General features: G+C 73.3%; 19 protein-coding genes and 1 pseudogene. 9 read left to right on the forward strand and 11 right to left on the reverse strand.

All coding sequences use genetic code 11. The annotated features are described in order from the left end of the window. The first annotated feature begins 1 nt into the window (after position 1). On the forward strand, positions 2-2,101 hold the full coding sequence (locus AAH979_RS19735) for a 3-hydroxyacyl-CoA dehydrogenase NAD-binding domain-containing protein (RefSeq protein ID WP_346259594.1): 2,100 nt from the start codon (positions 2-4) through the stop codon (positions 2,099-2,101). A 127-nt stretch (positions 2,102-2,228) separates the two neighbouring features. On the opposite strand, the gene AAH979_RS19740 is transcribed toward AAH979_RS19735, so the two are convergent. Next, entirely contained in the window at positions 2,229-2,888 is a 660-nt protein-coding gene (locus tag AAH979_RS19740; RefSeq protein WP_346259595.1) for a hypothetical protein, read from the reverse strand. A gap of 263 nt (positions 2,889-3,151) precedes the next feature. Between AAH979_RS19740 and AAH979_RS19745 the strand changes: the two genes are divergently transcribed. Continuing rightward, complete coding sequence (locus tag AAH979_RS19745) at positions 3,152-3,904, forward strand: class I SAM-dependent methyltransferase (protein ID WP_346259596.1); 753 nt, start codon at positions 3,152-3,154, stop codon at positions 3,902-3,904. Positions 3,905-3,964: 60 nt separating this feature from the next. Here AAH979_RS19745 and AAH979_RS19750 read toward each other — a convergent pair whose 3' ends face one another. Continuing rightward, complete coding sequence (locus AAH979_RS19750; RefSeq protein ID WP_346259597.1) at positions 3,965-4,348, reverse strand: VOC family protein; 384 nt, start codon at positions 4,346-4,348, stop codon at positions 3,965-3,967. A gap of 364 nt (positions 4,349-4,712) precedes the next feature. Between AAH979_RS19750 and AAH979_RS19755 the strand changes: the two genes are divergently transcribed. Next, positions 4,713-5,657, forward strand: coding sequence for a DUF2637 domain-containing protein (locus AAH979_RS19755; protein ID WP_346259598.1), 945 nt, complete (start codon positions 4,713-4,715; stop codon positions 5,655-5,657). A 248-nt stretch (positions 5,658-5,905) separates the two neighbouring features. On the opposite strand, the pseudogene AAH979_RS19760 reads toward AAH979_RS19755, so the two are convergent. The 3 genes and pseudogenes from AAH979_RS19760 to AAH979_RS19770 form a co-directional block, all read right to left on the reverse strand. Further along, a pseudogene (locus AAH979_RS19760) lies at positions 5,906-7,051 on the reverse strand (HAMP domain-containing sensor histidine kinase); the annotation flags it as partial. Positions 7,052-7,059: 8 nt separating this feature from the next. Next, positions 7,060-7,746 carry a response regulator transcription factor gene (locus AAH979_RS19765; RefSeq protein ID WP_346259599.1) on the reverse strand — a complete coding sequence of 229 codons (687 nt, stop codon included), beginning with the start codon at positions 7,744-7,746 and terminating at the stop codon, positions 7,060-7,062. Between the two features lie 78 nt (positions 7,747-7,824). Beyond that, the gene (locus AAH979_RS19770) at positions 7,825-9,174 is read right to left on the reverse strand and encodes a PQQ-binding-like beta-propeller repeat protein (protein WP_346259600.1); all 1,350 of its coding nucleotides are present in this window, start codon (positions 9,172-9,174) and stop codon (positions 7,825-7,827) included. A gap of 160 nt (positions 9,175-9,334) precedes the next feature. On the opposite strand from AAH979_RS19770, the gene AAH979_RS19775 reads away from it, so the two are divergent. Beyond that, positions 9,335-11,332 (forward strand): hypothetical protein, encoded by a 1,998-nt coding sequence (locus tag AAH979_RS19775; protein ID WP_346259623.1) that lies wholly within the window; start codon positions 9,335-9,337, stop codon positions 11,330-11,332. Between the two features lie 115 nt (positions 11,333-11,447). On the opposite strand, the gene AAH979_RS19780 is transcribed toward AAH979_RS19775, so the two are convergent. Both AAH979_RS19780 and AAH979_RS19785 read right to left on the reverse strand, forming a co-directional pair. Beyond that, positions 11,448-13,382, reverse strand: coding sequence for a hypothetical protein (locus AAH979_RS19780; RefSeq protein WP_346259601.1), 1,935 nt, complete (start codon positions 13,380-13,382; stop codon positions 11,448-11,450). After that, on the reverse strand, positions 13,379-15,370 hold the full coding sequence (locus AAH979_RS19785) for a hypothetical protein (protein WP_346259602.1): 1,992 nt from the start codon (positions 15,368-15,370) through the stop codon (positions 13,379-13,381). Before AAH979_RS19785 ends, AAH979_RS19780 begins: the two co-directional genes overlap by 4 nt. A gap of 190 nt (positions 15,371-15,560) precedes the next feature. Here AAH979_RS19785 and AAH979_RS19790 point away from each other — a divergent pair, with 190 nt between their 5' ends. After that, on the forward strand, positions 15,561-16,754 hold the full coding sequence (locus tag AAH979_RS19790) for a hypothetical protein (RefSeq protein WP_346259603.1): 1,194 nt from the start codon (positions 15,561-15,563) through the stop codon (positions 16,752-16,754). 137 nt (positions 16,755-16,891) lie between these two features. Here the strand turns inward: AAH979_RS19790 and dxs are convergent, their stop codons facing one another. Beyond that, positions 16,892-18,889 (reverse strand): 1-deoxy-D-xylulose-5-phosphate synthase, encoded by a 1,998-nt coding sequence (gene dxs / locus AAH979_RS19795; RefSeq protein WP_346259604.1) that lies wholly within the window; start codon positions 18,887-18,889, stop codon positions 16,892-16,894. Between the two features lie 419 nt (positions 18,890-19,308). Here dxs and AAH979_RS19800 point away from each other — a divergent pair, with 419 nt between their 5' ends. Both AAH979_RS19800 and AAH979_RS19805 read left to right on the forward strand, forming a co-directional pair. Further along, positions 19,309-19,560 (forward strand): hypothetical protein, encoded by a 252-nt coding sequence (locus AAH979_RS19800; protein ID WP_346259605.1) that lies wholly within the window; start codon positions 19,309-19,311, stop codon positions 19,558-19,560. Between the two features lie 163 nt (positions 19,561-19,723). Continuing rightward, entirely contained in the window at positions 19,724-20,506 is a 783-nt protein-coding gene (locus AAH979_RS19805; RefSeq protein ID WP_346259606.1) for an RNA ligase family protein, read from the forward strand. 54 nt (positions 20,507-20,560) lie between these two features. Here AAH979_RS19805 and AAH979_RS19810 read toward each other — a convergent pair whose 3' ends face one another. Together AAH979_RS19810 and AAH979_RS19815 are read right to left on the reverse strand one after the other, a co-directional pair. After that, positions 20,561-21,934 (reverse strand): TRAM domain-containing protein, encoded by a 1,374-nt coding sequence (locus AAH979_RS19810; protein WP_346259607.1) that lies wholly within the window; start codon positions 21,932-21,934, stop codon positions 20,561-20,563. Beyond that, positions 21,931-24,048: an APC family permease gene (locus AAH979_RS19815; RefSeq protein WP_346259608.1), complete on the reverse strand. Its 2,118-nt coding sequence runs from the start codon at positions 24,046-24,048 to the stop codon at positions 21,931-21,933. The genes AAH979_RS19810 and AAH979_RS19815 overlap by 4 nt, the downstream gene beginning before the upstream one ends. Before the next feature lie 272 nt (positions 24,049-24,320). Here AAH979_RS19815 and AAH979_RS19820 point away from each other — a divergent pair, with 272 nt between their 5' ends. Both AAH979_RS19820 and AAH979_RS19825 read left to right on the forward strand, forming a co-directional pair. Beyond that, positions 24,321-24,986, forward strand: coding sequence for a TrkA family potassium uptake protein (locus tag AAH979_RS19820; protein ID WP_107258644.1), 666 nt, complete (start codon positions 24,321-24,323; stop codon positions 24,984-24,986). A gap of 1 nt (position 24,987) precedes the next feature. Continuing rightward, positions 24,988-25,680 (forward strand): TrkA family potassium uptake protein, encoded by a 693-nt coding sequence (locus AAH979_RS19825; RefSeq protein ID WP_346259609.1) that lies wholly within the window; start codon positions 24,988-24,990, stop codon positions 25,678-25,680. A 39-nt stretch (positions 25,681-25,719) separates the two neighbouring features. Here the strand turns inward: AAH979_RS19825 and AAH979_RS19830 are convergent, their stop codons facing one another. Further along, entirely contained in the window at positions 25,720-26,418 is a 699-nt protein-coding gene (locus AAH979_RS19830; protein ID WP_346259610.1) for a DUF3159 domain-containing protein, read from the reverse strand. Between the last annotated feature and the right edge of the window lie 26 nt (positions 26,419-26,444).

Genomic DNA, 26,444 nt, shown 5'->3' on the forward strand with positions numbered 1-26,444 from the left:
AGTGACGGTTCCGCGTAACCCGAACGAGGTGGTCACCCGGTCGCTGCTCCGGCTGGTGGAGGTGCCGGGGCTGGACCGCCCGGCCGCGCTGATCACCCTGGACAACGGCCTGGACCACACCAAGCCGAACACCTTCGGCCCGGCCGGTCTGTCCAGCTTGGACAAGGCGATCACCGAGGCGCTCGCCGCCGAGCCGGCGTTCGTGGCGGTGACCGGCAAGCCGTACATCTTCTGCGTCGGCGCCGACGTGACCGGCATGCCGCTGCTCGCCGACCGGGACGAGGCCCGGGAGATCGGCCGGCTCGGGCACCGGGTCTTCGGCCGGCTGCGCACCAGCGCCGTGCCGACCTTCGCGTTCGTCAACGGCGCGGCGATGGGCGGCGGGCTGGAGTTGGCGCTGCACTGCCACTACCGGACACTCTCCGGTGGCGCCGCCGCGCTGGCCCTGCCCGAGGTCTCCCTCGGCCTGGTGCCCGGCTGGGGTGGCACCCAACTGCTGCCCAACCTGATCGGCATCGCCGGTGCGGCCCAGGTGGTCATCCAGAACCCGCTGACGCAGAACCGGATGCTCAAGCCGAAGCAGGCCGCCGAGCTGGGCATCGCGGACGTGCTCTTCGCGCCGGCCGACTTCCTGGAGCGCTCGCTGGAGTGGGCCGCGCAGGTGGTGCGCGGCGAGGTCCAGGTGACCCGGCCGGAGGTCGACCGGGAGATGTGGGACGGCGTGCTCTACTTCGCCCGGCAGATGCTGGACGAGCGGCTGCACGGCGCGGTCCCGGCCGCCTACCGGGCGCTGGAGCTGCTGGAGCTGGCCCGCGAGGCGCCGGCCGGGCCCGCCGACGGCGACCCGGACGGGCTGCCGAAGGGGATGGCCGCCGAGGTGGAGGCGCTGGCCGAGCTGGTCTTCAGCGAGGAGTTGCGCAGCGGCCTCTACTCCTTCGACCTGGTGCAGCGCCGGGCCAAGCGGCCGGCCGGGGCCCCGGACAAGGCACTGGCCCGGCCGGTGACCAAGGTCGGCATCGTCGGCGCCGGCCTGATGGCCTCGCAGCTCGCGCTGCTCTTCGCCCGCCGGCTCCAGGTGCCCGTGGTGCTCACCGACCTCGACCAGTCCAGGGTGGACTCCGGCGTCGGCTACGTGCACGCCGAGATCGACAAGCTGGTCGGCAAGGGCCGGCTTCCCGAGGGTACGGCCGCCACGCTGCGCGGCCTGGTCAGCGGCTCGGTCGACAAGGGCGTCTTCGCCGACGCCGACTTCGTGATCGAGGCGGTCTTCGAGGACCTGGCCGTGAAGAAGCAGGTCTGGGCTGAGCTGGAGAAGATCGTCTCGCCGGAGGCGGTACTCGCCACCAACACCTCGTCGCTCTCGGTCAGCGCGATGGCCGCAGACCTGGAGCACCCGGAGCGGGTGGTCGGGTTCCACTTCTTCAACCCGGTCGCGGTGCTGCCGCTGCTGGAGATCGTCCGGGGCGAGCGGACCGACGACGCCACCCTGGCCACCGCGTTCGCGATCGGCAAGGAGCTGCGCAAGTCCTGCGTCCTGGTCGCCGACGCGCCGGCCTTCGTGGTCAACCGGCTGCTGACCCGGTTCCTCGGCGAGATCTTCGCGGCCGTGGACGCCGGCACCCCGCCCGAGGTGGCGGACGCCGCACTCGACCCGCTCGGCCTGCCGATGCGCCCGCTGGCGCTGCTCCAGCTCGTCGGGCCGGCGGTGGCGTACCACGTCGGCGGGACGCTGCACGCCGCCTTCCCGGACCGCTTCGCGGTCAGCGAGAACCTGAGGCGGATCGCCGAGTCCGGCAAGCCGCTGGTGGTCGACGGCGACGTCAACCCCGAGGTGGCCGGGCTGCTGGAGGTCGGTTCCGCGCCGCTTCACGCCGAAGAGGTACGCCAGCGGGCGCTGGACGCGCTCGCCCAGGAAATCCGGCTGATGCTGGACCAGGGTGTGGTCGCCGAGCCGCAGGACATCGACCTCTGCATGATCCTTGGTGCCGGCTGGCCGTTCCACCTCGGCGGTGTCACGCCGTACCTGGACCGGACCGGCACCTCGGAGCGGGTCACCGGCCGCCGCTTCCTGCCCCGGGGCGCGGCCAGCCTGCCCGCCTGACCGGACCCACCCATCCCCCACGATCGCGGTGATCAGGGACCTGTCCCGGCGAGTCGCACGGCGCGCTGTGCGACTCGGTCCCTGATCACCGCGATCTGCCCGGACACCGACGGTACGCGGAACCGGCTCAGCCGGTCCGCAACCGCCAGCCCTCGATGTGGGTCGGCGCGGTGGTGCTCTGCGGGTAGTAACCCCACTCCTCGCAGCGTCCGCCCGGCACCGGCTCGTCGGTCACTCGGGTCGACGCCCGCCACGCCTCCACCGCGTAGCTGACCTGGTACGCCTCCACGCCGTACTCGGCGATCAGCCGGCTCCGGGGCGGCACCGGCACCGCGATGCTCACCCCCCGCTCGGTGACCTGGGTCATCACGATCTGGGTGCTGACGTTCGTGGTGAAGAACCTGTCCTGCCCGGTCGCGCTGATCCCGACCGTCGCCTGCACGCTGAAGGTGCGGGACACCCGCGAGGTGATGGTGTAGTTGACCGTGCTGTCGGTGCCGTTGTCGAGCAGTTGGCCGTCGCTGGCCAGGAACGTCGGGGTGGCACTGTGCAGGGTGTAGCGGTAGCCCTCCCAGACCCGCCCGAAGCGGCCGCTGGAGAGAAGCCGCCAGTCGGTGATGGTGTCCGGACACGGCACGATCGCGCCGGCACTGGCGACGCCGGGCCCGACCGCCACCGCCGGTACGGCGAGCACGCCGGCCAGCAGTGTGAGTACGCCCAGCCGCGCCCGCCACCGCCCTCCGCCCCGACCCGTGGATGTGCCGAGCTTGGCCTTCCAGGTGTTCACGTGACCTCCCAGGGATGCCCTGACGCGACTGCGTCGTACGGTTGCCAACGGTGGTGGCGGGACGCCGCGATTTGCCTGCCCGACCGGGCGGGGGCGCCGGCCGGGCAGGAATCGAGATTCGCGTACCGGACTGAACTACCACTGGACGTCGACTGGATTCGTCCCGTCGGGAGGACCCGGCAGGCATCCTTCACCGAGTCTCCACGGCGGGGTCGGGGCGAATCCGGTTGCGCCGTCGCTCGCGCCCGCCGACATTCAACGGCATGGATGAGGAGACGAGGCGGAACCGGATCGCCTGGGAGACCGCCTCCGCCAAGCACGTCCGGGAATACCGGGAGCTGCTACGGCAGGCCCGGGAGGGTTCGTCGCTCTTCCCGGCCGAGGTCGCGCTGCTCCGGCCGCTGCTGCGGTCGTCGCCGACGGTCGTACACCTGCAGAGCGGGCACGGCCTCGACGACGTCGCGCTGGTCCGGGCCGGGGCGCGTGCCGTGCTCGGAGTCGACTTCAGCTCGGTGGCGGCCACCGCCGCCGCCCGCCGGGCCGCCGAGCTGGCGGTCCCCTGCCGGTACGTCGTCGCCCGGCTGCCCGGTGCCCCGCTGCGGGACGGCTGCACGGATCTCGTCTACACCGGCAAGGGCGCGCTGATCTGGCTGCCCGATCTGGCGGCCTGGGCCCGGGACGCCGCCCGGCTGCTCCGGCCCGGTGGACACCTCTTCGTCTACGAGGGCCATCCGGCGGTACCGCTCTGGAGCTGGGACTCCGACGAGCCCCGGATCCGCCCGGACCGCAGCTACTTCGGGCGGTCGCACGTCAACGACACCTTTCCCGGGCACGGTGCCGTGGAGTGGCAGTGGACGCTGGGCGAGATCGTCGGCGCGGTGCTCACGGCCGGGCTGGAGCTGCGTCACCTCGCCGAGTTCCCCGAACCGTTCTGGCGGCCGGCCGGGGTCCCGGCGGCGGCCTGGCGGGGCCGGCTGCCGAACACCTACGCCCTGCTCGCCCGGCTGCCCGACTAGCAAGGGCCGCTCCACACCGCTACCGGTGCGGAGCGGCCCGCTCCCGCGTACTACCCGGGCTCAGCCGGTGCGTTCGGCGGCGCTCCGCTCGACGCAGAACTCGTTGCCCTCCGGGTCGGCGAGCACTGCCCAGCCGGTGCCGTCCGGCCGCCGGTGGTCGGCGACCAGGGTGGCGCCCAGCCCGAACAGCCGGTCGACCTCCTCGTCCCGGGTCCGGTCGGTCGGTTGCAGGCAGATGTGCAGCCGGTTCTTGCCCGCCTTGCCCTCCGGCACCCGCTGGAAGAAGACCTGCGGCCCGACGCCGTCCGGCGCCAGCAGCGTGATCTCGTCGTCGCCGGGCTGGTCCTCCGGACGCAGGGACCGGTCCAGCACCTCCGCCCAGAAGCTGGACAGCTTGTAGGTGTCGGCGCAGTCGAAACTGACGTTGTGGATGATGGAACTCACAAATCCTCCATAGTGGAGTGTGCGCCTCGCGGAGAAACGCGGATCGGTCAGCGGTGGCCGAGGCGAGGCGCGGGACAGGACAGCGCAACCATCTTCCGCACCTCCCTCCGGTAATCCGGGCTGACGGCGGCCAGCCTGGCACGGCCCGACGGGATCGGCAACCGCGTTTTTCCACCGTCGCCCGGTCGGCAACCGACCGGAAAGGGTGGCAACGCCAAGCACATGGACGGCCACCAGGCGGTGAGCGACACGCCGGAAATTCGGCCGGTACACCGGCTGGACCGCTCCGGCCGTAAGGATGAGCGGTCAGGCCGGCTGGTCCGCTGGGCCGAGAGGAAGCACGACGACAGGCAAGGAGCGACCGGTGCCCCTCCCACAGCTTCGCCGGGTCCGCTGGGCCGTGCGCGCCACCCTGGCCCTCGGGGTCGCCGCCTCGGTGGTGGCCAACATCCTGCACGCCCGGGACAACCCGATCAGCCAGGCCATCGCCGCCTGGCCACCGCTGGCCCTGCTGCTCACCGTCGAGTTGATCTCACGGGTACCGGTGCACCGCCGCTCGCTGGCGTTCGCCCGGATGGCGGCCACCGCCACCATCGCCGGGATCGCCGCCTGGGTGTCGTACTGGCACATGGTCGGGGTGGCCGCCCGGTACGGCGAGACCGGCGCGTCGCCGTACCTGCTGCCGCTGTCGGTCGACGGCCTGATCGTGGTGGCCAGCATCTGCCTGGTCGAGCTGGGCGGCCGGATCTCCACGGCGCAGGCCGAGCAGACGGCCGGAACGACGAGCGCCGCAGCGGCGGAGTCCGGCCCGGCGGATTCCGCCGCTGCGGCCGGTTCCGCCCAAACTGGCGGGTTCGACCGGGCCGCCGGATCCGAGCGGGCCGCCGGGACGCGCCGGCGTCCGGCGGCGGCACCGGGCGGCGTACCGCTCGGCGCGGTCGAGCCGCTCGGCCGGGGTATCGGCGAGATCCTCGCCATCCCGTCCGGCGGGGCGGGAGCCGGCGGGACGCAGGCGGGCACACCCGGGGACACCGGCGCGGCGGCGCCACCGGACGCCGGAACCGCCGCCAGGACCAGGAAGGCGCCGACCGGAGCGGCCCGGAAGCGGGGCTCGACCGGGCGCGCGGCCAAGCCGGGCGCCACGGCCCGGCCACGCCGGCCGATCACCGAGACCGCCGCGCTGGCCGCGGCGATCCAGGCGGAGCGGCCCGAGGCCAGTGACGCCGACGTGGCGCGGGAACTCGGCATCACCACCGCCCGGCTGCGCGCGATCCGCCGCGAGGTACGCGAACTCGACCTCGTCGCCTGAACGCAGAACCGTTAGCCGGATGCGGGGTCCGCGCCGGGGCCGGCCTCCGCCAGGCCGGTCGGGGTGCCGGGAGTCGGCTCGGGCGGCGTACCCGGGACCGGCACGCCGGCCGGGGTGGCCCGGCTGGCCGCCGAGCCCAGTGGGATGGTGCTGGCCGTACTGGCCACGCTGTTCGCGGGCACCGGCCGGACCGGCACGGCGACCGGACCCCCGCCGACCGCCGCCGAGGCGGCCACCACCGGAGTCGTCTCGGCCGCCGGCAAGGTCACCGTCACCTCCAGCCCGCCGCCGTCCTGGGCGATCGCGCTGACCGTGCCGCCGTGCGCGTCGCAGACCGCCCGGACGATCGACAACCCCAGCCCGGAGCCACGGGCACCGGTACGCTCCCGGCCGCCCCGCCGGAACGCCTCGAACAGCCCTGGTACGTCCGCCTGCTCCACCTCGAAACCGGTGTTGCCGACCACCAGCCAGGCGTGCTCGGGCCCCGAGCCGGTACGCACCCACATCCGGCCGTGCAGGTGGTTGTACCGCACCGCGTTCTCGATCAGGTTGCCGGCCAGCCGTTCCAGCAGGCCGGGATCGCCGACCACCGGTGCCGGAGCCAACGCCGTCTCGACCTGGAGCTTGAGCCGGTTGGTCTCGTTCCGGACCGCCGAGAGTGCCGCACTGGCCCCGGTGGCGAGGTCGGTCGGCGCTTTCCGGGCCAGCCGGCGACCCGACTGGGCCTCGCTGCGTGCCAGCACCAGGAGCGCGTCGACCAGGTTGTTGGCCCGCTCCGACGCGTCCCGGACCACCGTGGCCATCCGCCGGTACTCGGCCACGTCCGCCTCGTCGTCGGCCATCGTGACGTCGATCTCGGTCCGCATCACCGCCAGCGGGGTACGCAGCTCGTGCGAGGCGTTGGCGACGAAGCGTTTCTGCGCCTCGAAGGCGTCCCCGATCCGGTCCAGCATGGCGTCGAAGGTGCCGGCCAGCTCGGCCACCTCGTCGTCCGCGCCGGAGTAGCGGATCCGCTGGTCGAGGGTGGCCTCGCCGAGCCGCCTGGCCGTCGAGGTGACCTGGTGCAGCGGGCGGAGCGCCCGGCCGGCCACCGCGTACGCCCCGGCGACCCCGACGATGCTGATCACCAACAGCGCCAGCAGCCCCTTGACCAGCAGTTCCCGGGTGGCCGTCTGCGCCATCTCCTGCTGCCACTGGCGTGCCCCGACCGTCCGGCCGTCCGAGAGTTCGAGCATCGGGTTCGACCTGAGCTGGATGTCGGGGGTCAGCGCGTCCCCGACCAGCAGCCAGGCGAGCAGCACCAGGATCGCCCCGGCGCCGATCAGCAGCACGCCGTTGAGCAGGGTCAGCCGGAGCCGGAGGGTGGGCCGCACCCGGGGCCGGCGGCGGGTCAGATAGACGGTCACGCGCTCACCTGCCCCGGCACGTACGGGTCCGGCACCCGGTAGCCGGCCCCGACCACCGTTTCGATCAGTGGAGGATCACCGAGCTTCTTCCGCAACGTCATCACGGTCACCCGGACCGTGGTGGTGAACGGGTCGGTGTTGGCGTCCCAGACCCGTTCCAGGAGTTCCTCGCTGGACACCACCGCCCCACGCGCCTTGACCAGTTCCTCCAGCACGCCGAACTCCTTACGGGTCAGGTCCACCGCCGCCCCGGCCCGGGTGGCGACCCGCCGCGCCGGGTCGACCACCAGGTCGGCCACGGTCAGCACCGGCGGGGTGACCGGGGTGGCCCGGCGGCCGAGGGCCTGCACCCGGGCGACCAGCTCGTCGAAGGCGAACGGCTTCGGCAGGTAGTCGTCGGCGCCGAGCTGGAGACCCTCCACCCGGTCCGCGACCGTACCGCTGGCGGTCAGCATCAGCACCCGGGTCAGCGCGCCCGAGGTGACCAGGTCGGCACAGATCTGGTCGCCGTGCACCCCCGGCAGGTCCCGGTCGAGCACCACCACGTCGTACCGGGTGACGAAGGCCATCTCGTGTCCGGCCGAGCCGTCGTAGGCGACGTCGACCGCCATGCCCTGCCGGCGCAGCCCACGGACGATCGCGTCGGCCAGGTTGCGCTCGTCCTCCACCACCAGTACCCGCACCACGACCTCCCCGGCTGCCTGTAGGGGACAACCTATCCGTGCCCGACAAGTGACAGCTCGCAGGCGCCGGCCGGCCGGCTATCCGGGCAGCCGCCACACCCCGATCGAGGCGTCCAGCCGCCGGCAGTGCAGCGCGGTCGCGGTCAGCCCGCAGTCGCCGGAGACCCCGGACAGCACCGTCACGAGCCGGCTCCGCCAGGTCGCCGGATCGAACTCCACCACCCAGGTCCGGCGGTCCGCGCCGTACCGGACGCCGAGGAACCGCGATCCGTGCGGGGTGAACAGTCCCCAGGCGCCGAGGTCGGCGAGTACCCGTCCGGTGGCCGGATCGAGCACGAAGAGCGCCTCGGTCTCGCCGGCCCCGGCCACCTCGGCGGCGACCAGGGCTTCACCGACCGCCCAGATGCCGGTCCAGCGCTCGTCCGACCAGCGGGTACGGCCGGTCAGCGCGTCCCAGACCCGTACGCCGTGCTGGGAGCGCAGGCTGCACAGGTCGGCCCCGCAGGCGAACGGCCCCCGCTCCACGCCGGGCTGGGCCGGCACTGACCAGCGCCGGTCCAGCCCCGGCAGCCCGTACGCGGTCACCGCGCTCTCTTCGTACACCACGAAGAGGCCGGCGGCGACCGCGGCCCGCCAGTTGGTCCGCAGCCCGGCGCTCGGCGGCGGCATCTGGACGGTCCGCACGACGGCGCCGGTGCCGAGATCGCGCACCTCGACCCGGCCGGACGGCAGGGCGAGGACCAGGGTCGAGGCTCGGACGGGTGCCCTCGGGTCGGCCGCCGACACGTCGAACGACGGCAGGGCGCCGGCCGGCACCGGCAGCGACCACCGCACGGCACCGGAGGCCGGGTCCACCACCTCCAGCGTGCCGGGCCGGTTCTCCGCGCCCGGCCGCCAGTCCTCGGCCGCCGCCCAGAGCACCAGGTCACCGCCGCTGCCGACCACCATCAGGTCCGCTTCGCGCTCCCAGGCCACGGCGCCGTCCGACACGTCCAGCACGGTCAGCCGGGCGACCCTGCCCAGCAACGGTTCCGGATAACGCGCCAGCAGCAGGTGCTCGCCGACCAGCTGGAGGCTCCCGACGTCGCCGGCCGGCAGCGTCACCCGCCAGCCCGGCTCCGCCGCCGGCAGCCGGTACGCGGCCAGCTCCGGACCGCCCCGACGGGACCGCTCGGGGTCGACGACGAACATCCAGTCCCGGTCGGCGTGGACGATGGAGCCGAGCCAGGCCGGTACCGCCGCCTCCGGCCAGGGTCGGGGGAACGGGCTGCCGGCCGCCACCGTGCCGAGCACCCCGACCAGCAAGGCCGCGAGCAACCCCGGCCGGACCGACCGGTGCCGGCCGGCTCGGCGTGGCCCTGTCCGGTCCGGCTCGACCGGCCCGGGACGGGACCCCGCGGCCAACTCACCCAGCTCGATGGTGGGCATCTCCCTCCCTCCCCGGCTCCGCCGGCCGGCCCGGCGCGTTCCGCCCGGATGGTCCGGTGCGAGCCGGCACGGTGATCCGGCATACTCCGGATATCCCGGAGCGGGTAGCGGCAATTCGGACGCGAAGCCACCTGTACGATGGCGCCTCGTGGCAGTTCCGGTGGTGGACAATTCTTCGGACGCCGAAGCCGGCTCGACCGAAGTCGGTCGATCTCGACGGTGGCGGATCTTCCGAACTCCCGCGCGGGTCGACGTACTGGCCATCGGAGCGTACGTCCTACTCGGCATCTTCGTGTGCGCCAACTACTGGGGCGACGTCAACCACCGGGTGTCGTCGCACCTGCCGACCGACCACAGCTGGTTCGAGTGGCTCTTCGCGCACGGCGCGTACTCGGTGCAGCACCTGGAGAACCCGCTCTTCTCGGCCCGGCAGAACGCGCCGGACGGGGTCAACATGATGGCCAACACCTCGCTGTTGGGCGTCACCCTGCCACTGGCCCCGCTCACCTGGCTGTTCGGTCCGCAGGTGACGTACGCGCTCTATCTGGGCGGTGCGCTCGCGGCGACGGCCGCCACCTCGTACTGGGCGCTCTCCCGGCACCTGGTCTCCTCGCGGGGCGCGGCGTTCGTCGGCGGGGCGTTCCTCGGCTTCGCGCCCGGCATCGTCCACCACGCCAACGGGCAGCCGAACTTCGTCTCCAACTTCCTGCTGCCACTGATCGTGGTCCGGGTGTTCCGGCTCGCCGAGCCGGGCCGCTGGCTGCGCAACGGGCTGCTGCTCGGGCTGCTGGTCGCGTACCAGATCTTCATCAACGAGGAGATGCTGCTGCTCACCGCGCTGGCCTGCGCGGTGGTGGTGCCGCTCTACGTCGCCTTCCGCTGGTCGCTGATGCGCAACCGGATCTGGACCTTCCTGCGCGGCCTCGGCGTCGGCGGCGTCGTGGCGCTGCTGCTGGCCGGCTACCCGATCTGGTACCAGTTCAACGGCCCGCAGTCCTACCGCGGCCTACAGGGCGGCGTCTTCCACAACTGGGGCGAGGACCTGCGGGCCTTCGTCACCTACTCCCGGGACACCATCGCCGGCTCGCCGGAGGTGGAGAAGACCATCGGGGTCACCGAGCAGAACACCTGGCTGGGTTGGCCGCTCGTCGGGCTGGTCGTGCTGGTCGCCGTGCTGCTCTGGCGGACCTCGGTCGCCGCCCGGATCGCCGCGCTGCTCGGTGCCGGGTTCGCGCTCGCCTCGCTGGGTCGGCAGATCCGTTACGACGGCCGGCTCACCGAGCACGAGGGGCCGTGGCACCTGCTGCCGGAGGACCTGCCGCTGATCGAGATGATGATGCCGACCCGGCTGAGTCTGGTCACGGTCGCCGCCGTCGGGATCCTGGTCGCGCTCGCCTGGAACGACGTCGCGAAGGGCCGCCCGCGACCGGCCGCCGCTACCTCTGACGGCGGCGCTCCGGCCGACGGCTCCGGCAACGGCGTCACGGCCACCTCCGGCACGCCGCACCAGATCACGTCCGGCACGCCGCTTCAGATCGCATCCGGCACGCCGGACGGCAGCGCGACGGCCAACGGCGGCCCGGCGCCGGGCAGTGCCCCGCTCGACGTCGCCGGCCGGGTCGCGCCGGCCCAGCCCCGGCTGCGGATCCTGGCGTACGCCGCAATCGCGCTCGCGCTGCTGCCGCTCGTCCCGCGCCCGCTGCCGGCCACGCACATCGACCCGCCGCCGCGGTTCATCACCTCCGGGGCCTGGCGGCCCTACGTGCCGGCGGGCCGGACCCTGGTGCCGGTGCCCATCCCGAGCAACGTGCACGGCCTCTCCACGCTGCGCTGGAGCGCGCTGACCGGGCAGGCGTTCCCGATCCCGGCCGGCTACTTCATCGGCCCGGACGCGCAGGGCTACGGGGTGTTCGGCGCCCCGTCCCGGCCGACCAGCCTGCTGATCTACGGGACGATGGACCGGGGCGCCGCACCGGTGGTCACCGAGGAGCACCGCCGCCAGGCCATCGAGGACCTGCGGTTCTGGCGGGCCTCGGTGGTGGTACTCGGCGACCACCCGGCCACACCCGCCCTGCACGTCCTGCTGGCCGGACTGCTCGGCCCCGGGCAGCGGGTGGACGACGTCTGGCTCTGGGACGTCCGACCGCTCGTCGGCTGACCGCAGTTACGGCACGGCTCTCTGCTGGGCGGCGTACTCGGGCAAGAACCCGGCCGGGCGACGGGACGACGGGGCCATACGACGGGGCGACGGGGCGATACGACGGGGCGACGGCTCAGCCGACGAGGGCGCGGACGTCCCACACCCAGGCGCCGGAGATGTCCCGGCCCGGCCCGAGCAACTGGTCGAGAGTCTCCCTGACCGGCACGCCCCGGTGCAGGCCACCCTGCACCACGATCGCGGCCCGCCAGTGCCGCAGGTCCTCGACCGCCTGCCGCCGTTCGACCTCACCGATCGGTGGCACCTCACCGGTGGCGGCGACCCGGTCGAGCAGCACCGCGGTCGGGCGGTCCGGCGCTCCCCAGCGGGCCTGCGGATCGTCCGGCCCGGTGGGTCCGATGAAGTAGCCGCCCGGGGTGGTGAAGGCCAGCCCGGTCCGGGCCGACCAGAACATCCCGGCGGTCGCCTCGGAGCCCCTGGTCGGCGGCACCGCCACCAGGGTACGCCCGGGCGGCACGTACGACCGCCATTCGCCGCTGGCGACGAAGTCCGGTACCGGCCAGACCGGCCTGGTGTGCAGCGGCGTCGGCGCCACCGGCAGCAGTACGGCGAGCACCGCCCCGGTCCAGAGCAGCCGGACCGGCACCCGCGCGCCGGCCACCCCTGCCCCGGCTTCCGGCACCGCACCGGTGTCCGCCGTACCGGTGTCCGCCGCGCCGCCGCCCGCCGTACGCCGGAACACCTCGTCGAAGGAGAGCGCCAGCAGCATCGCCAGGGCCGGTACGCAGATCAGCGAAAACCGGGCCGGCACCGCCAGGTCGATCAGTGGCAGCGCCGAGACCAGCCGGTACGGGCCGGGCAGGTCCAGCACCTCCCCGCCCAGCCGCAGGTCCTCGCCGAACGACAGCGCGGCGAAGACGAGTACGCAGAGCACCAGCGCCCGCACCAGCGGCCGCCGAAACTGCCAGATCGCCACCACCGCGCAGAGCACGATCAGCGCCAGCCCGAAGAAGGAGTTCTCCTCGGTCAGGTTCGGTGAGAGCAGGCCCGGCACCGAGTCGTGGCCGGTGATCGACTGCCGGGACGCGGCGGTGAACGACGCCAGGTCCAGCGGGTACGCCTTCGGGTCGAACGGCAGTCCGCGATAGTGCCCCGGCCCGAGGAACTGGAACCACAGCGGGTACGCCAGCAGCACCACCCCGACTGCGGTGCCGACGCCGAGCCGGCCGAGGAACGCCGGAGCCAGCCGCCGCGCGGTCCGCGGGGCCGAAACCGCGTAGCCGACGGTGAAGAGCCCGCAGGCCAGCACCAGGAAGGCCAGCACCTCCTCGCCGAGGAAAACCTGATAGCCGACCAGCACCCCGAGCAGTACGCCACGCCGGACCACCCGGTCGGTGCGCGGGTCGAAGACCACCGCGAGGATCGCCGGCACCAGGAACTGCGCGATCATGTGCAGGTGCCCGGTGGCCTGGGAGATCATCCCGGGCGCGAACCCGCAGAACAGGCCGGCGACGGCCGCGCCGAGGCGGGACCCGACGATCCGCCGGGACAGGAAGAGATACCAGGCGGTGGCCGTACCGGCCAGCGAGAGCACGAGCGCGAGCAGATAGCTGGCCTGCGAGCCGAAGAGCAGGGTCACCGGGGTCAGCGGCACGCCCAGGCCGAGCACCGAGGTGTTCGCCATCAGGTTGATCCCGTCCGGCGCGTTCAACGCGGTGCTGTAGAACGGGTTCTCCAGATGGGTCACCGCCCGGGCGGCCCGGGCCAGCATCCACTCGAAGAGCATCATGTCGTTGCTGGCGTACGTCATCCGGTCCCGGTGCAGCCAGAGCCCGGAGGTGACGTAACCGGCGGCGGCCAGATAGAGCAGCACGACCGCCGCGTCGACCAGCGGACCCCGCCGCCGCATCGGCCAGGCACGCAGTACGCCGAGCCGGTCGGCGGCGATGCGCCGCACCAGCACCCGGCGGCCGGCGCTGCTGGTCGCCGGCACGGCCGCCGGGACCGCGACGTCCGGCGCGGTCTCGGCGGGTCGACCCGGCCCGCTCACCCGGGCGTGCGGTTGGTCAGGGCGCGGACGTCCCACAGCCACACGTCGCCGGTACGCCGGGCCGGCCCGGCGAGCTGGTCGACGGTGCTGCGCAGCGCCTCGACGTTGTCCTGCCGCACCGGCAGCACCAGGATCGCGGCCCGCCAGTGCCGCAGCTCGTCCAGGGCCCGGCGGCGCTGCCGGTCGGTCAGCGTCGCCGGCTGGCCGCTGGTGGCGACCCGGTCGAGTACCGCGCTGAGCCCGCTGGGCCGCCCGCCGAACCGGCCGGGGTCGCCGGTGTTGCCGTTGCGGGGAGCGAGGAAGTAGCCGCCCGGAATCTTGAAGTCGAGATTGGTGGCGGCGGCCCAGCGCATCCCGTTGGTGTGCCCCATCGCCGGGATCGGCACCGGCACCAGCGTCTGGTCCGGGCCGACGTACGGCCGCCACTGTCCGGAGGTGATGAAGTGCGGCACCGGTGGCCGGCTCACCTCGCGCAGCGGCAGCGGCAGTATCGGCACCAGCGCGATCGCCAGCGCGGCCACCACCACGGCACGCAGCGCCCGCCGCTCGGCGATCTCCAGCTTCCAGGCCCGGTCGGTGGCGAGCGCGAGGATCAGCCCGATCACCACGGTGGTGATCAGGCCGAACCGGGTCGGCACCACCGCGTCGAGCAGCGGCGCCTTCACCAGGATGTCCCAGGGCCCCCAGAAGGCGCCCCGGTTCCACCAGGAGATCCGCTCGCCCAGCGAGAGGATCGCGAAGAGCAGGCCGGTCACCGCGAGCGCCCGGATCACCACCTCGCGGCGGAGCCAGACCACGATCGCCACGGTCAGCAGCGCCAGGCTCCAGCCGAAGAAGGCGTTCTCCTCGGAGTAGTTCGGGGCGAGGTCGAGATTGGCCCGCTGGTTGCCACCGAGCGTGGTGGAGCCGGGTACGAAGAACGCCGCCAGGTCGTTGCCGTAGTCCCGCACCGCGTCGCTGAGCCCGTGGTACGCCTGCCGGCCCGCGAACTGCACGATCAGCGGATACGCCAGCAGCGTCCCGGCGAGCACGGCGCAGACCGCCAGGCCGGCGCCGAGCGGGCGCCAGGCCGCCTTCCAGCGGGCCGGCTCCTGGGCCAGCACGGCGAGCAGGAAGACCCCGCAGGCCATCGCGGTGAAGAGCAGGATCTCCTCGTTGATGAACGCCTGGTAGGTGACGAGCAGCGCGAGGATCACGCCGTCCCGGACCGGCCGGGTGGAGCGGGTCAGCACCAGTACCCGCCAGACGATGAACGGCAACAGGAACTGGGAGATGATGTTGGGATGCCAGTTGGCGTGCGACAGCAGCGCCGGGGAGAAGCCGCAGAACCAGCCGCCGACGATCGCCGCGACCGGGGCGCTGACCAGGTGCCGGGAGATCACGTAGTACCAGGCGGAGGCGGTGCCGGCCAGGCCGATCGTCACCAGCACCACGAAGGACACCGCCGGGCCGAACAGCAGCGTCACGGGCACCATCGGGATGCCCAGCCCCAGGATCGCCGTGTTGGCCATCAGGTTGACGCCGTCAGGGTAGTTCAACCGGTCGGTGAAGAACGGGAACTCGCCGTGCAGCACCACCCGGACGGAGTGCGCGAGGAAGTACTGCACCTGTGCGGGATCGCTGCTGTAGAGCGAGGCGACCCGGCCGGCCGGGTCGAGCCAGATCTGGCTGGTCACCCAGAGACCGGCGACCAGGAAGGCGGCGTAGACGGCGAGGTCGCGCCGCCAGGTGGGCCAGCGGGCCGGCCGGGTGGCCGGCTGGCCGGTGTTCCGGTCCGGGGTACCCGCGTCCTCGCCCGCGTCGCCGGGACGCCGCGCCTGCTCCCGGTCGGCGGCCGCCGCCGTCGCGGTACCCGAGCCGGTCTCGGAACCGGTGCCCGAACCCGCCGACTCCGCCGCGCCCCCGTCGGTTCCGGTCGCCGTTCGGCTTCCTGACTCGGGGCCCTCCGGGTCCGGCGTGGTGTGCAGACGTGGCTCGGCAAGCGTCACAGTCGGCGGAGTCTACAGGAGTACCCCATTGGTCCCAGTTGCCTGGGCGGCGGGTTTCCGCAGGGCGAGTCGTGTCGCCGGGACGCCTGTCCCCGATCGGTCGGGCTTTCCCGGGTCGCGCCCGAGCCGCGTCCGAGATCTCGTAGGATGTGGCTTCTGTTGACGACTGAGGCGGATCGGGAGCACAGCGGTGGGTTCACTCCCTCGGAGCGGGATCGTCGGCGCGGCCCTCACGCTGGCCCTGCTCATCGGCGGGTGCGGCACCGTCCCGAAGGAACCTCCGGTCGCGCTCCGGGTCGGCTACGACACGCTGGACGGCACCCTCCAGGTGTGGCCCTCGCGGGGCGCCCTGGCCGGTGATCCACAAGCGACCTCGGCGGTGGCCCGGGCCGTCGACGAGTGGCGCTCCCCGGTCGAGGACCGGGCGCACCTGCCCTCCTCCGGCATCCTCTGGCTCGGCGAGGTCGACGGCGGCCGGCTCGCGCTGGTCGCCGCCGACGTGCCCGGCGAGGCGGGATCCTGGCTGTTGCAGTTGACCGGCGACGGAGCGGAGTTCACGGTCGACCGGGCGGTCGAATACACCGATCCGGGCTACCTGGTCTACTCCGACGTACTCCCGGTGCAGTTGCCGACCGGCCGGCGCTATCTCGTCTCCGCCCGGGTGGACCGGCTCCTCGGGCCGGACCGCCGGCCACTGGCCGTCACCGACGGCCTGACCGGACCGGTCGCGCTGCCGGCCTGCGCCGCCCGCACCGTCACCGCCCGGCTGCGCCCCAGCGAGTCGCTGCCGAGCGGCAAGGCCGCCGACCGGCTCATCGACCTCGGCACCGGCATCGACGGACCGCGCTATCCGCTGGTCGGCGACGACACCGGCTCCGGCGCCAAGGTGCTGGACGGCCTCGACACCTGCGCTCTCGGCACCAAGACCGGGCCGTTCGGCAGCATCCCGCACCGGGTGCACGGCGAGGCCCACCCCGGATCGGTGCCGGTCTCCTGGCCGATCGACCGGCTGTCGACGAAGGAATTGGCCGAGGTCGAGCTGGTGGGCGCCGGGGAGGAGCCGGCCAAGCTCGAACAGCTCAGCTGGCGCACCGACGAGGGCATGATGACGGCGGCCCTGCTCCGGCCCGCCGGAGGTCCGCCGTTGGTCTCGGCCGCCGACCGGCTCGAGCCGCTCCAGGCGTACGTCCTGCCGCTGTCCAGCCCCGTCGTGGTGCTGGTCTGGCAGCCGAGCCCGGAGACCAGCCTCGCACTGCCGGCGAACACGATCCGACTGGTCGACCGCCCCGGCCTGGTCGTGGTGCCGAAGCCGGCCACCCGGGAGACGTTCAGCCTGATCGCCTCGGACAAGACCACCGACCGCTCTGCCGGCGGCGCCAACTGAGGCTCTTCCCCGCCTCCGGCGGTCCAGGTCGCCGTGATCGCGCTGTTCCACTGATGTAGTGGCCTCACCGTCGGGGTGAGGCCACTACATCAGGTAGGTAACGGGATCATACGAGGCTCTTCGCCCTGCCCTCGCGGTCAGCCCCGGCCGTTGCGTCCCTTCGCCGCCCGGTCGCCGTTGGGGGCGGTCACCCGCACCGGCGCGATCGGCTCGTCGTCGAGTTGGGAGACCCAGCCGGTGACGTCCCGGGCCACGTCCTGCGCGGTCAGCCCCAGGTCGGCGAGGATCTGCGCCCGGGTGCCGTGCGGCTGCCAGACCGGCGGCACGCCGAGGTCGCGTACCGGCACCCGGAGGTCGGCGTCGCGCAGCGCCTTGGCCAGCGCGTCACCGACCCCACCGGCGCGTACGCCGTCCTCGACCGTGACCACCAGCCGGTGGCTGCCGGCCAGCGTGACCAGCTCCGGCGGGACCGGCCGGACCCAGCGCGGGTCGACCACCGTCACGCCGTAGCCCTGCTCGGCGACCCGGGCGGCCACCTCGACGCCGAGCTGCCCGAACGCGCCCACCGCGACCAGCAGGACGTCGGTCCGGGCGGACTCGGCGAGTACGTCCACCCCGCCGGAGACCGAGCCGGTGGCGGTGACCCGGCGTACCGCCGGCAGGTCGGCGACGACGGCACCGGTCGGGAAGCGCAGGATGGTCGGGCCGTCCTCCACGGCGACCGCCTCGCGCAGCTCCGCCCGGAGCGTCGCGGCGTCCCGGGGCGCGGCGATCCGCAGCCCGGGCACCACGCCGAAGACCGACATATCCCAGATGCCGTAGTGGCTGGGCCCGTCCGGGCCGGTGATCCCGGCCCGGTCCAGCACGAACGTCACCGGCAGCTTGTGCATCGCCACGTCGAGCAGCACCTGGTCGAAGGCGCGGTTGAGGAAGGTCGCGTAGACCGCCACCACCGGATGCAGGCCGCCCATGGCGAGGCCGGCGGCCGAGGTGGCCGCGTGCTGCTCGGCGATGCCGACGTCGTAGACCCGCTCCGGGTACTTCCGGGCCAGCGCGGCGATACCGGTCGGCTCGGCCATCGCGGCCGTGATGCCGACCACGTCCGGCCGCTCGTCGGCGATCGCGACCAGCTCCTCGGCGAAGACGTGCGTCCACTTCACCGACGGCGCGGCCAGCAGCTTGCCGGTCTCGACGTCGAAGGCGCTGCTCGGGCCGTGCAGGCAGTCGGCGTCGTCCTCCTCGGCCGGCCGGTAGCCCAGACCCTTGCGGGTCACCGCGTGCACTATCACCGGCCCGCCGAAGCCCTTGGCCCGGCGCAGCGCCGACTCCATCGCGGCCACGTCGTGCCCGTCGACCGGGCCGAAGTACTTGATACCGAGGTCCTCGAACATCGCCTGCGGCGCGACCGCGTCCTTGATGCCCTTCTTGACCGCGTGCAGCACCTCATACATCGGCTTGCCGACCAGCGGGGTGGAGCCGAGCGCCTCCTTGACGGTGTCCAGCACCTTCTCGTAGCCGGGGTTGAGCCGCAGTGTGGCCAGGTGGTCGGCCAGACCGCCGATCGTCGGCGCGTACGACCGGCCGTTGTCGTTGACCACGATGACCAGTGGGTTGCGGGCGGCGGCGATGTTGTTCAGCGCCTCCCAGCACATGCCCCCGGTCAACGCCCCGTCGCCGACCACCGCCACGACGTTGCGCGACTCGCCGCGCAGCGCGTACGCCTTGGCCAGCCCGTCCGCATAGGAGAGCGCGGTCGAGGCGTGCGAGTTCTCGATCAGGTCGTGCTCGCTCTCCGCCTGGCTCGGATAGCCGGACAGGCCACCACGCTGGCGGAGCTGGTCGAAGCCCTCCTGCCGCCCGGTGAGCATCTTGTGCACGTACGCCTGGTGCCCGGTGTCGAACAGGAAACGGTCCCGGGGCGAGTCGAAGACCCGGTGCATGGCCAGGGTCAGCTCGACCACCCCGAGGTTCGGGCCGAGGTGCCCGCCGGTCCGGGAGACCTTCGCGACCAGGAAGTCCCGGATCTCGGCGGCGAGCGACGCCAGCTCCTCGGCGGACATCCGCTTGACGTCCTGCGGTCCACGGACCGCGCCCAACAGCCGTCCGGCGGACGTCTCCGACTCCTCCACGGTCATGCCGTCACCTCGCCGCGCTCGGCAGGGGTATCGGGCCGCACGGCGCTGGGCTGGCTGATTCGCTCCCTACACAGGCTCATAGCCGCAGAGTCTATCGGGGCCGGACCGGCCCGCAGCCGGGCCGCCGAAGCAGTGCCACGGACGGCCCCGCGCCGTCCAGTTGCAGAGGTTGAGCGCGCACCCCGGCGCGCCAGGGTAGCCGATCGGGAGCGGTCCGGCGGGCGAACCGCTTCGCCGGCCGGTTCCCGGCGGCTGGCGATCAGCAGAGTCCCGTTGACCGGACGGCGCCGCCGTTGCGGACAGTCGATGACTCCGCACCGCGAGTGGTGGGTCCGTTCCGCCGAGCGAACGAAAAATCGGGCAGATGCCGCCAAGGGCCGTAGCATGGCCGGTAACCCACCCTCCCCTAAGGTCTCGCCATGTCGCCTGCTGACTCCCGCCCCGAGTGGTCCCCCGGCCGCGCCCGAACCACCCCGACCTCCGGCCGGTACGCCGCCGGCCAGGTCCTCGCGGTCGGCATCGTGCTGCTGGTCGCGCTGCCGCTGCTGCCGCTGATTCTGCTGATCATCGCCTGGATCCGGCTCCGCGACCGGGCCGCCGCCCGGGCCGCCCGCCGGGATACGGAGGCGGTCCCCACGGCGCCCCGGTCCGCCCTGCACGCCACTGGCTGAACCCGGATCGGACCCGCCCGCTCCCCCTCGAATCCGCGTCGATTCCCGCGACGCCGCGCCGGTCGCCGCGCCGGAAACCGCCTTGCCCGCCCGGTCGGCGATCCCGCAGAGTTGCCGCGGAACCACCGGTGGGTGGACGGCAGGCAGATCGCGGGGAGGCAGCATGTCCGACTTCAACGTCCGTACGGCGAACCTGGTCGCCGTCAACTCCTTGACGAAGTACCCGTCCATCCCGACCTACCACTCGCTCGACCCGCGCAACGGCGGGCTGCTCGACGAGGCCGTCGCCTTCTCCGGCCGGGTCCATCTGACCGAGAAGGTCGACGGTACGAACGGTCGGATCGTCTCGCTGCCGGACGGCAGTTACCTGATCGGCAGCCGCGAGGAGCTGCTCTACGCCCGGGGTGACCTGATCGGCAACCCGGCGCTCGGCATCGTCGAGGCGCTCCGGCCGATCGCCGACCGGTTGCCACCGGTCGACCGGGACGCCGTCGTGGTGCACTACCTGGAGGTCTACGGCGGCAAGGTGACCGCCGCGTCGAAGCACTACACCGAGACCCGGGCGGTGGGTGCCCGGCTCTTCGACGTGGTCGTGCTGGACGACTACGCCGAGCTGCTGGACTGGCCGGTCGAGCGGATCTCGTCCTGGCGGGAGTCGGCGGGTCAGCCGTTCCTCGCCGAGCCGGAGCTGCTGGCCCGGGCCGGTTCCGCCGGGCTGCCGACGGTCCCCCGGCTGGCCACGGTCGACGCCGCCGAGCTGCCCACCGACCTGGAGAAGACCCACCGGCTCCTCGGCGAGCTCCTGCCGGCCACGACGGTGGCCCTGGATGGTACGCCGGGCCGCGCCGAGGGCATCGTGCTGCGTTCGGAGACCCGCTCGGCGATCGCCAAGGCGCGGTTCCAGGACTACGAGCGGACCCTGAAGCGCCGCCGTACCGGCCGCTGAGCCGGCGGCGGAGGTCGACCCCGTCCGGGTGTCGACCGCCGCCGCCGGCCGGGCTCAGCCCTCGCTCGGCAGCAGCAGCGCCACCAGCTCCACGTGCTGGGTCATCGGGAAGAGGTCGTACCCGCGTAGCGCGGCGAGCCGCCAGCCCGCCTCCCGGAACGTCCGGGCGTCCCGGGCGAAGGCGGCCGGGTCGCAGGCCACGTAGGCCACCGCCCGGGTGGTGGCCGCGGCGACCGCCCGGACGACCTCGGCACCGGCACCGGTGCGCGGCGGGTCCAGCACCACCAGGTCGACCGGCCCGACGATCCGACGCCGCCGCAGCGCCGGCCCGACCGACGCCCGGACCACCTCGATCTGCGGCAGGTCGCGCAGGTTGTCCCGGGCGGCCTCGACCGCCGGCTCCGCCGACTCCACCAGGGTGATCCGGCCGGCCGGGCCGACCCGGCCGGCCAGCGCCGCCGCGAAGAGCCCGGCGCCGCCGTAGAGGTCCCAGGCGGACTCGCCGGCCCGCGGCGCCAGCAGGTCGAGTACGGCCGTCGCCAGCGTCTCCGCCGCCGCCGGATGCACCTGCCAGAACGCCTCTGGCGGCAGCCGCCACGTCCGGCCGACCGCCACCTCCCGGACCCGCTCCGCCGTCCCGTCCCCGGTCGGCACTCCGTCCCCGGTCGGCACTTCGGCAGTCCGCTCCGACCGGTGATCCGGCCCGCCGGCACCGGTCGGCCCGCCGCCTGGCGGGACGGCGGCGTCGCCCAGGTCGCCACCGGGCAGGCCCGTACCGCGCCGCCCGCGTACGGTCACGTCGCCGGCCGCCGAGGCGACCACCTCCACCAGGTCGGCGTCGGGCCAGAGCCGGCCGCTGGGCGCCAGCACCGGCAGCTCCTGGATCGCCGGGCGGGCGATCCGGCACCGGTCGATCGGGACGACCTCGTGCGAGCGGTGCTTGAGCAGCCCGGCCCGGCCGGCGGCGTCGACGGCGTACCGGACCCGGGAGCGCCAGCCGAGCGGGCCGCCGGGCAGCTCGTCGACCCGGACGTCCAGCTCGGTGATCTCCTCCGGGGTCAGCCGGGCCAGCCGGCGGAGCTGCTCGCGTACCACCTCGGCCTTCCAGTGCCGCTGCGCCGCCGGTGCGACGTGCTGGAGGTCGCAGCCGCCGCACCGGTCCGGCCCCGCCCACGGGCACGGCGGGACGACCCGGTCCGGCGAGGCGTCGAGTACGGTCACCGCGTCCGCCCGCAGGAAGTCCCGGCGTACCTCGGTGATCTCGGCGACCACCCGCTCCCCCGGCAGCGCGTGCCGGACGAAGACCACCTGCCCGTCCAGCCGGGCCACGCAGTGCCCGCCGTGCGCCACCGGCCCGACGGTCAGCTCGACCCGCTCCGCTTCACCGGGGCCCACCGAGGGCACCCGGGACCGCTCCCCGGCGCTCATCGGGGACCGGCCGTGTCCCGCCCGGGGGCGGGCGGAGGCTCGTCGAGGTCGGTACCGGCCAGCGGAGGCGGCGGCGCCGGCGCGGCGGCGGTGTTCGACGGCGGGGGCCCGAGCAGGCCACCGACGGCACCGCCGCGCGGGCCCCGGGCCGGTCCGCGGCTGAGGGTGGCGTCGAACCGGTCCAGGTTCTTCCGGGCGGTGGAGGCGAGCTGCCACGGCACGCTGGTCACCATCACCCCGGGCTCGAAGAGCAGCCGGCCCTTGATCCGCAGCGCGCTCTGGTTGTGCAGCAGGTTCTCCCACCAGTGCCCGACGACGTACTCCGGGATGAAGACGGTGACCACGTCGCGCGGCGACTCCCGGCGCGCCGACGCGACGAAGTCGAGGATCGGCCGGGTGATCTCCCGGTACGGCGAGTCGATCACGGTCAGCGGGACGGTCACCCCGTGCCGTTCCCACTCGGCCTGCACCGCCCGGGTGTCCGCCTCGTCGACGTTCACGGTCAGCGCGGTCAGGGTGTCCGGCCGGGTCGCCTGGGCGTAGGCGACCGCCCGCAGGGTCGGCTGGTGCACCTTGCTGACCAGCACGATCGCGTGGTTGCGGGCCGGCAGCACCGGGCGGCCCTCGGCCGGGGTCAGCTCGGCGGCGATCCGGTCGTAGTGCCGGCGGATGCCCAGCATCATGGCGTAGATCACGGCCATCGCGGCGATGGCGATCCAGGCGCCGAGCAGGAACTTGGTGATCAGGACGACCACCAGTACGGCCCCGGTCAGGCCCATCCCGAAGGTGTTGATGGCCCGGGACCGGACCATCCTCCGCCGGACGACCGGGTCGCGCTCGGTACGCAGCATCCGGTTCCAGTGCCGGATCATCCCCGCCTGGGAGAGCGTGAACGAGACGAAGACGCCGACGATGTAGAGCTGGATCAGCCGGGTCACCTCGGCCTGGAAGGCGACGATCAGCAGGATCGCGGTCAGCGCGAGGAAGACGATGCCGTTGGAGAACGCCAGCCGATCGCCCCGGGTGTGCAACTGCCGGGGCAGGTAGCGGTCCTGCGCCAGGATCGAGCCGAGCACCGGGAAGCCGTTGAACGCGGTGTTGGCGGCCAGGAACAGGATCAGCGCGGTCGCGCCGGCCACCACGAAGAGCAGGATCCCGCTGCCGAAGATGGCCTGGCCGAGCTGGACGGTCACGGTCTTCTGCACGTAGTCGACCGGGCCGTGTTCGAGTTGCCGGGCCGGGTTCTCCATGAACTGCAGGCCGGTCAGCCGGGACAGCCAGATGATGCCCATGATCATGACGATCGCCACCGAGCCGAGCAGCAGCAGCGTGGTGGCGGCGTTGCGGCTCTTCGGCGGCTTGAACGCGGGTACGCCGTTGGAGATCGCCTCCACCCCGGTCAGCGCGGCGCAGCCCGAGGAGAAGGCCCGGAGCAGCAGGAAGGCCATCGCGAAGGCGGTCAGGTTGGCGTGCTCGGCGCTGACCATCAAATCGGCGCTCGGCGCCCGGAGGTCGTGGCCGAGGACGAAGATCCGGATCAGCCCGGTGAGGATCATCCCGATGATCACGATCATGAAGCCGTAGGTCGGGATCGCGAACGCGGTGCCGGACTCCCGCAGCCCGCGCAGGTTGATCGCGCTCAGCACGACCACCGCGGTCACCGCGACCCCGACCCGGTGCTCGGAGACGTACGGCAGCACCGACCCGAGGTTGGCCACCCCGGAGGAGACCGAGACCGCGACGGTCAGCACGTAGTCGACCAGCAGCGCGCTGGCCACCCCGACGCCGAACTTCGGCCCGAGGTTGACGGTGGCCACCTCGTAGTCGCCGCCGCCGGAGGGGTACGCGTGCACGTTCTGCCGGTAGCTCGCCACCACGGTGAGCATCACCACCACGACGGCCAGGGCGACCCACGGCGAGAAGAGGTACGCCGAGGTGCCGGCGATCGACAGCGTCAGCAGGATCTCGTCCGGGGCGTACGCCACGCTGGAGAGCGCGTCGGAGGCGAAGACCGGCAGCGCGATGCGCTTCGGCAGCAGGGTGTGCTGCAGCTTGTCCGACCGGAAGGGTCGGCCCAGCAGCAGGCGCTTGACTAGCGAGGTGGGACTGGCCACAACCGCTAAGGGTACGGCTGCCGGATTCGCCCGGTCGGGCGGTGCGGCCGATCTTCCCGGTGGGCCGGCCGACCCGGCACCCGGGACGGACCGATCGCCCGGCGCCAAGCGTGCGGGGCCATGCCGTCCGACCGCTCCCGAGGCCGGGACGCGCCCGGAGATCCGGCGGCGCGGGAGGTCGGGCAGCACGGGCGGAGGGCCGGATGACTACGCTCAGGGTGACATCACCCCACCGGACGGGTCGGTCCCGCGGTGACCCGGGAGGACTTACCTTGCACGTCGTGATCATGGGCTGTGGCCGGGTCGGTTCGACCCTCGCGCACAACCTGGAGTCGCGCGGCCACTCGGTGGCCGTCATCGACCAGGACGCGGACGCGTTCCGCCGGCTCGGCCCGGACTTCGGCGGGATCACCGTCACCGGCGCCGGGTTCGACGCGGAGGTGCTCCGCCAGGCCGGGATCGAGCGGGCCGACGGCTTCGCCGCCGTCTCCAGCGGCGACAACTCCAACATCATCTCGGCCCGGCTGGCCCGCGAGACGTACGGCGTCTCCCGGGTGGTGGCCCGGATCTACGACTCCAAGCGCGCCCAGGTCTACGAGCGGCTCGGAATCCCGACCGTGGCCACGGTCCGGTGGACCGCCGACCGGATCGTCCGGCACCTGGTGCCGGAGGGACACGTGGAGATCTTCCGCGACCCGACCAGCACTGTCTCGATCATCGAGGTACCGGTGCACGACGACTGGATCGGCCGGCCGGTACGCGGGCTGGAGGAGGCCACCGGGGCCCGGGTCGGATACCTGACCCGGTTCGGCATCGCCGCCCTGCCGACCGCGTCCAGCGTGCTCCAGGAGGGCGACCAGGTCTCCATGCTGGTCACCGACGACATCGCCGACCAGGTGACGACGGTGGCGGGTTCGCCGCCGGAAGGAGGGCGCTGACATGCGGGTCGCCATCGCCGGCGCCGGCAACGTGGGCCGCTCGATCGCCCAGGAGCTGATCGAGAACGGGCACCAGGTGATGCTGATCGAGCGGAAGCCGAAGATGCTCCGCCCGGAGCGGGTACCGGCCGCCGAGTGGGTACTCGCCGACGCCTGCGAGCTGGCCAGCCTCGAGGAGGCCGACCTGGCGAGCTGCGACGTGGTGGTGGCCGCCACCGGCGACGACAAGGTCAACCTGGTGGTCTCGCTGCTGGCCAAGACGGAGTTCGCGGTTCCCCGGGTGGTCGCCCGGATCAACCGGGCCGAGAACGAGTGGCTCTTCACCGACCAGTGGGGTGTCGACGTCGCGGTCAGCAAGCCTCGGGTGATGGCAGCCCTGGTCGAGGAGGCGGTGACCGTCGGCGACCTGGTCCGGCTGATGACGTTCCGGCAGGGCGAGGCGAACCTGGTCGAGATCACCCTGCCGCCGACCGCCCCGTACGTCGGGCATCCGGTCCACTCCGTGCCGTTGCCCCGGGACTCGGCGCTCACCGCCATCCTGCGCGGCAAGCGGGTGCTGGTGCCGAGCCCGGACGACCCGCTGGAGGCCGGCGACGAGCTGATCTTCGTCTGCACCGCCGAGGTCGAGGACGAGGTCCGCAAGGTGATCCTCGGTCCGGACAGCGTCGAACGGACCCGCGGCAGCAGCGGCTGAGCCGGCAAAAGCCGATCGGGCGGGGCCGGCCGGCGGCGATCAGCCGCCGAGCGGGGCCGGTACGGCCGGCACCCGGTTCACCCGGCGGACCGCCCAGATGGTGATCACCAGCAGCAGCGCGTACGGCGGGTAGCCGAGCAGCAGCCGGGCGATACCGAGCGCGGTGTCCATGTCGGCCAGATAGAGCCCGGCCTGCACACCGACCTTGGCCAGCCACACCACGCCCCACAGCACGGTGAGCCGGGTGAAGGTGCGGACCAGCCGGGGATCCTGCCGCCACTCGGACCGGCCACCGGCGGCGATGATGGACCAGATCCAGCCGACCAGTGGCTGGCGGATCACCGCCGAACCGAGCAGCACCAAGCCGTAGGCGATGCCGTAGAGGATGCCGGGCAGGTAGAAGTCCCGCTCGTCACCGGTACGCCAGGCGATCATGGCGCCGATGCCGATCCCGACCAGGCCGTTGACGGCGTGCCGGACCGGCCGCCGCTGGAAGAGCCGGACGACCGCGATCAGCACCGCGACCGCCACCGAGGCGATCACCGCCGGACGCAGCTCGGTGATGATGTTGACCGCGACGAAGACGACCACGGGGACGCTGGACTCGACCATCCCCCGCCAGCCGCCGAGCTGCTCGGCCATCTGCTCGGTCAGGCTGGGAAGCGGTTCCTCCTCCTCGGTCCGGCCGGCCGTCGGGTCGCTGCCCGTGCTGTCGGTGCGGGGCTGTCCAGCGGTCATCTGGGTATCTTCCGGTCGCGGCCGGA

This window comes from Plantactinospora sp. ZYX-F-223, assembly GCF_039649625.1.
In the GTDB taxonomy this organism is placed as follows: domain Bacteria; phylum Actinomycetota; class Actinomycetes; order Mycobacteriales; family Micromonosporaceae; genus Plantactinospora.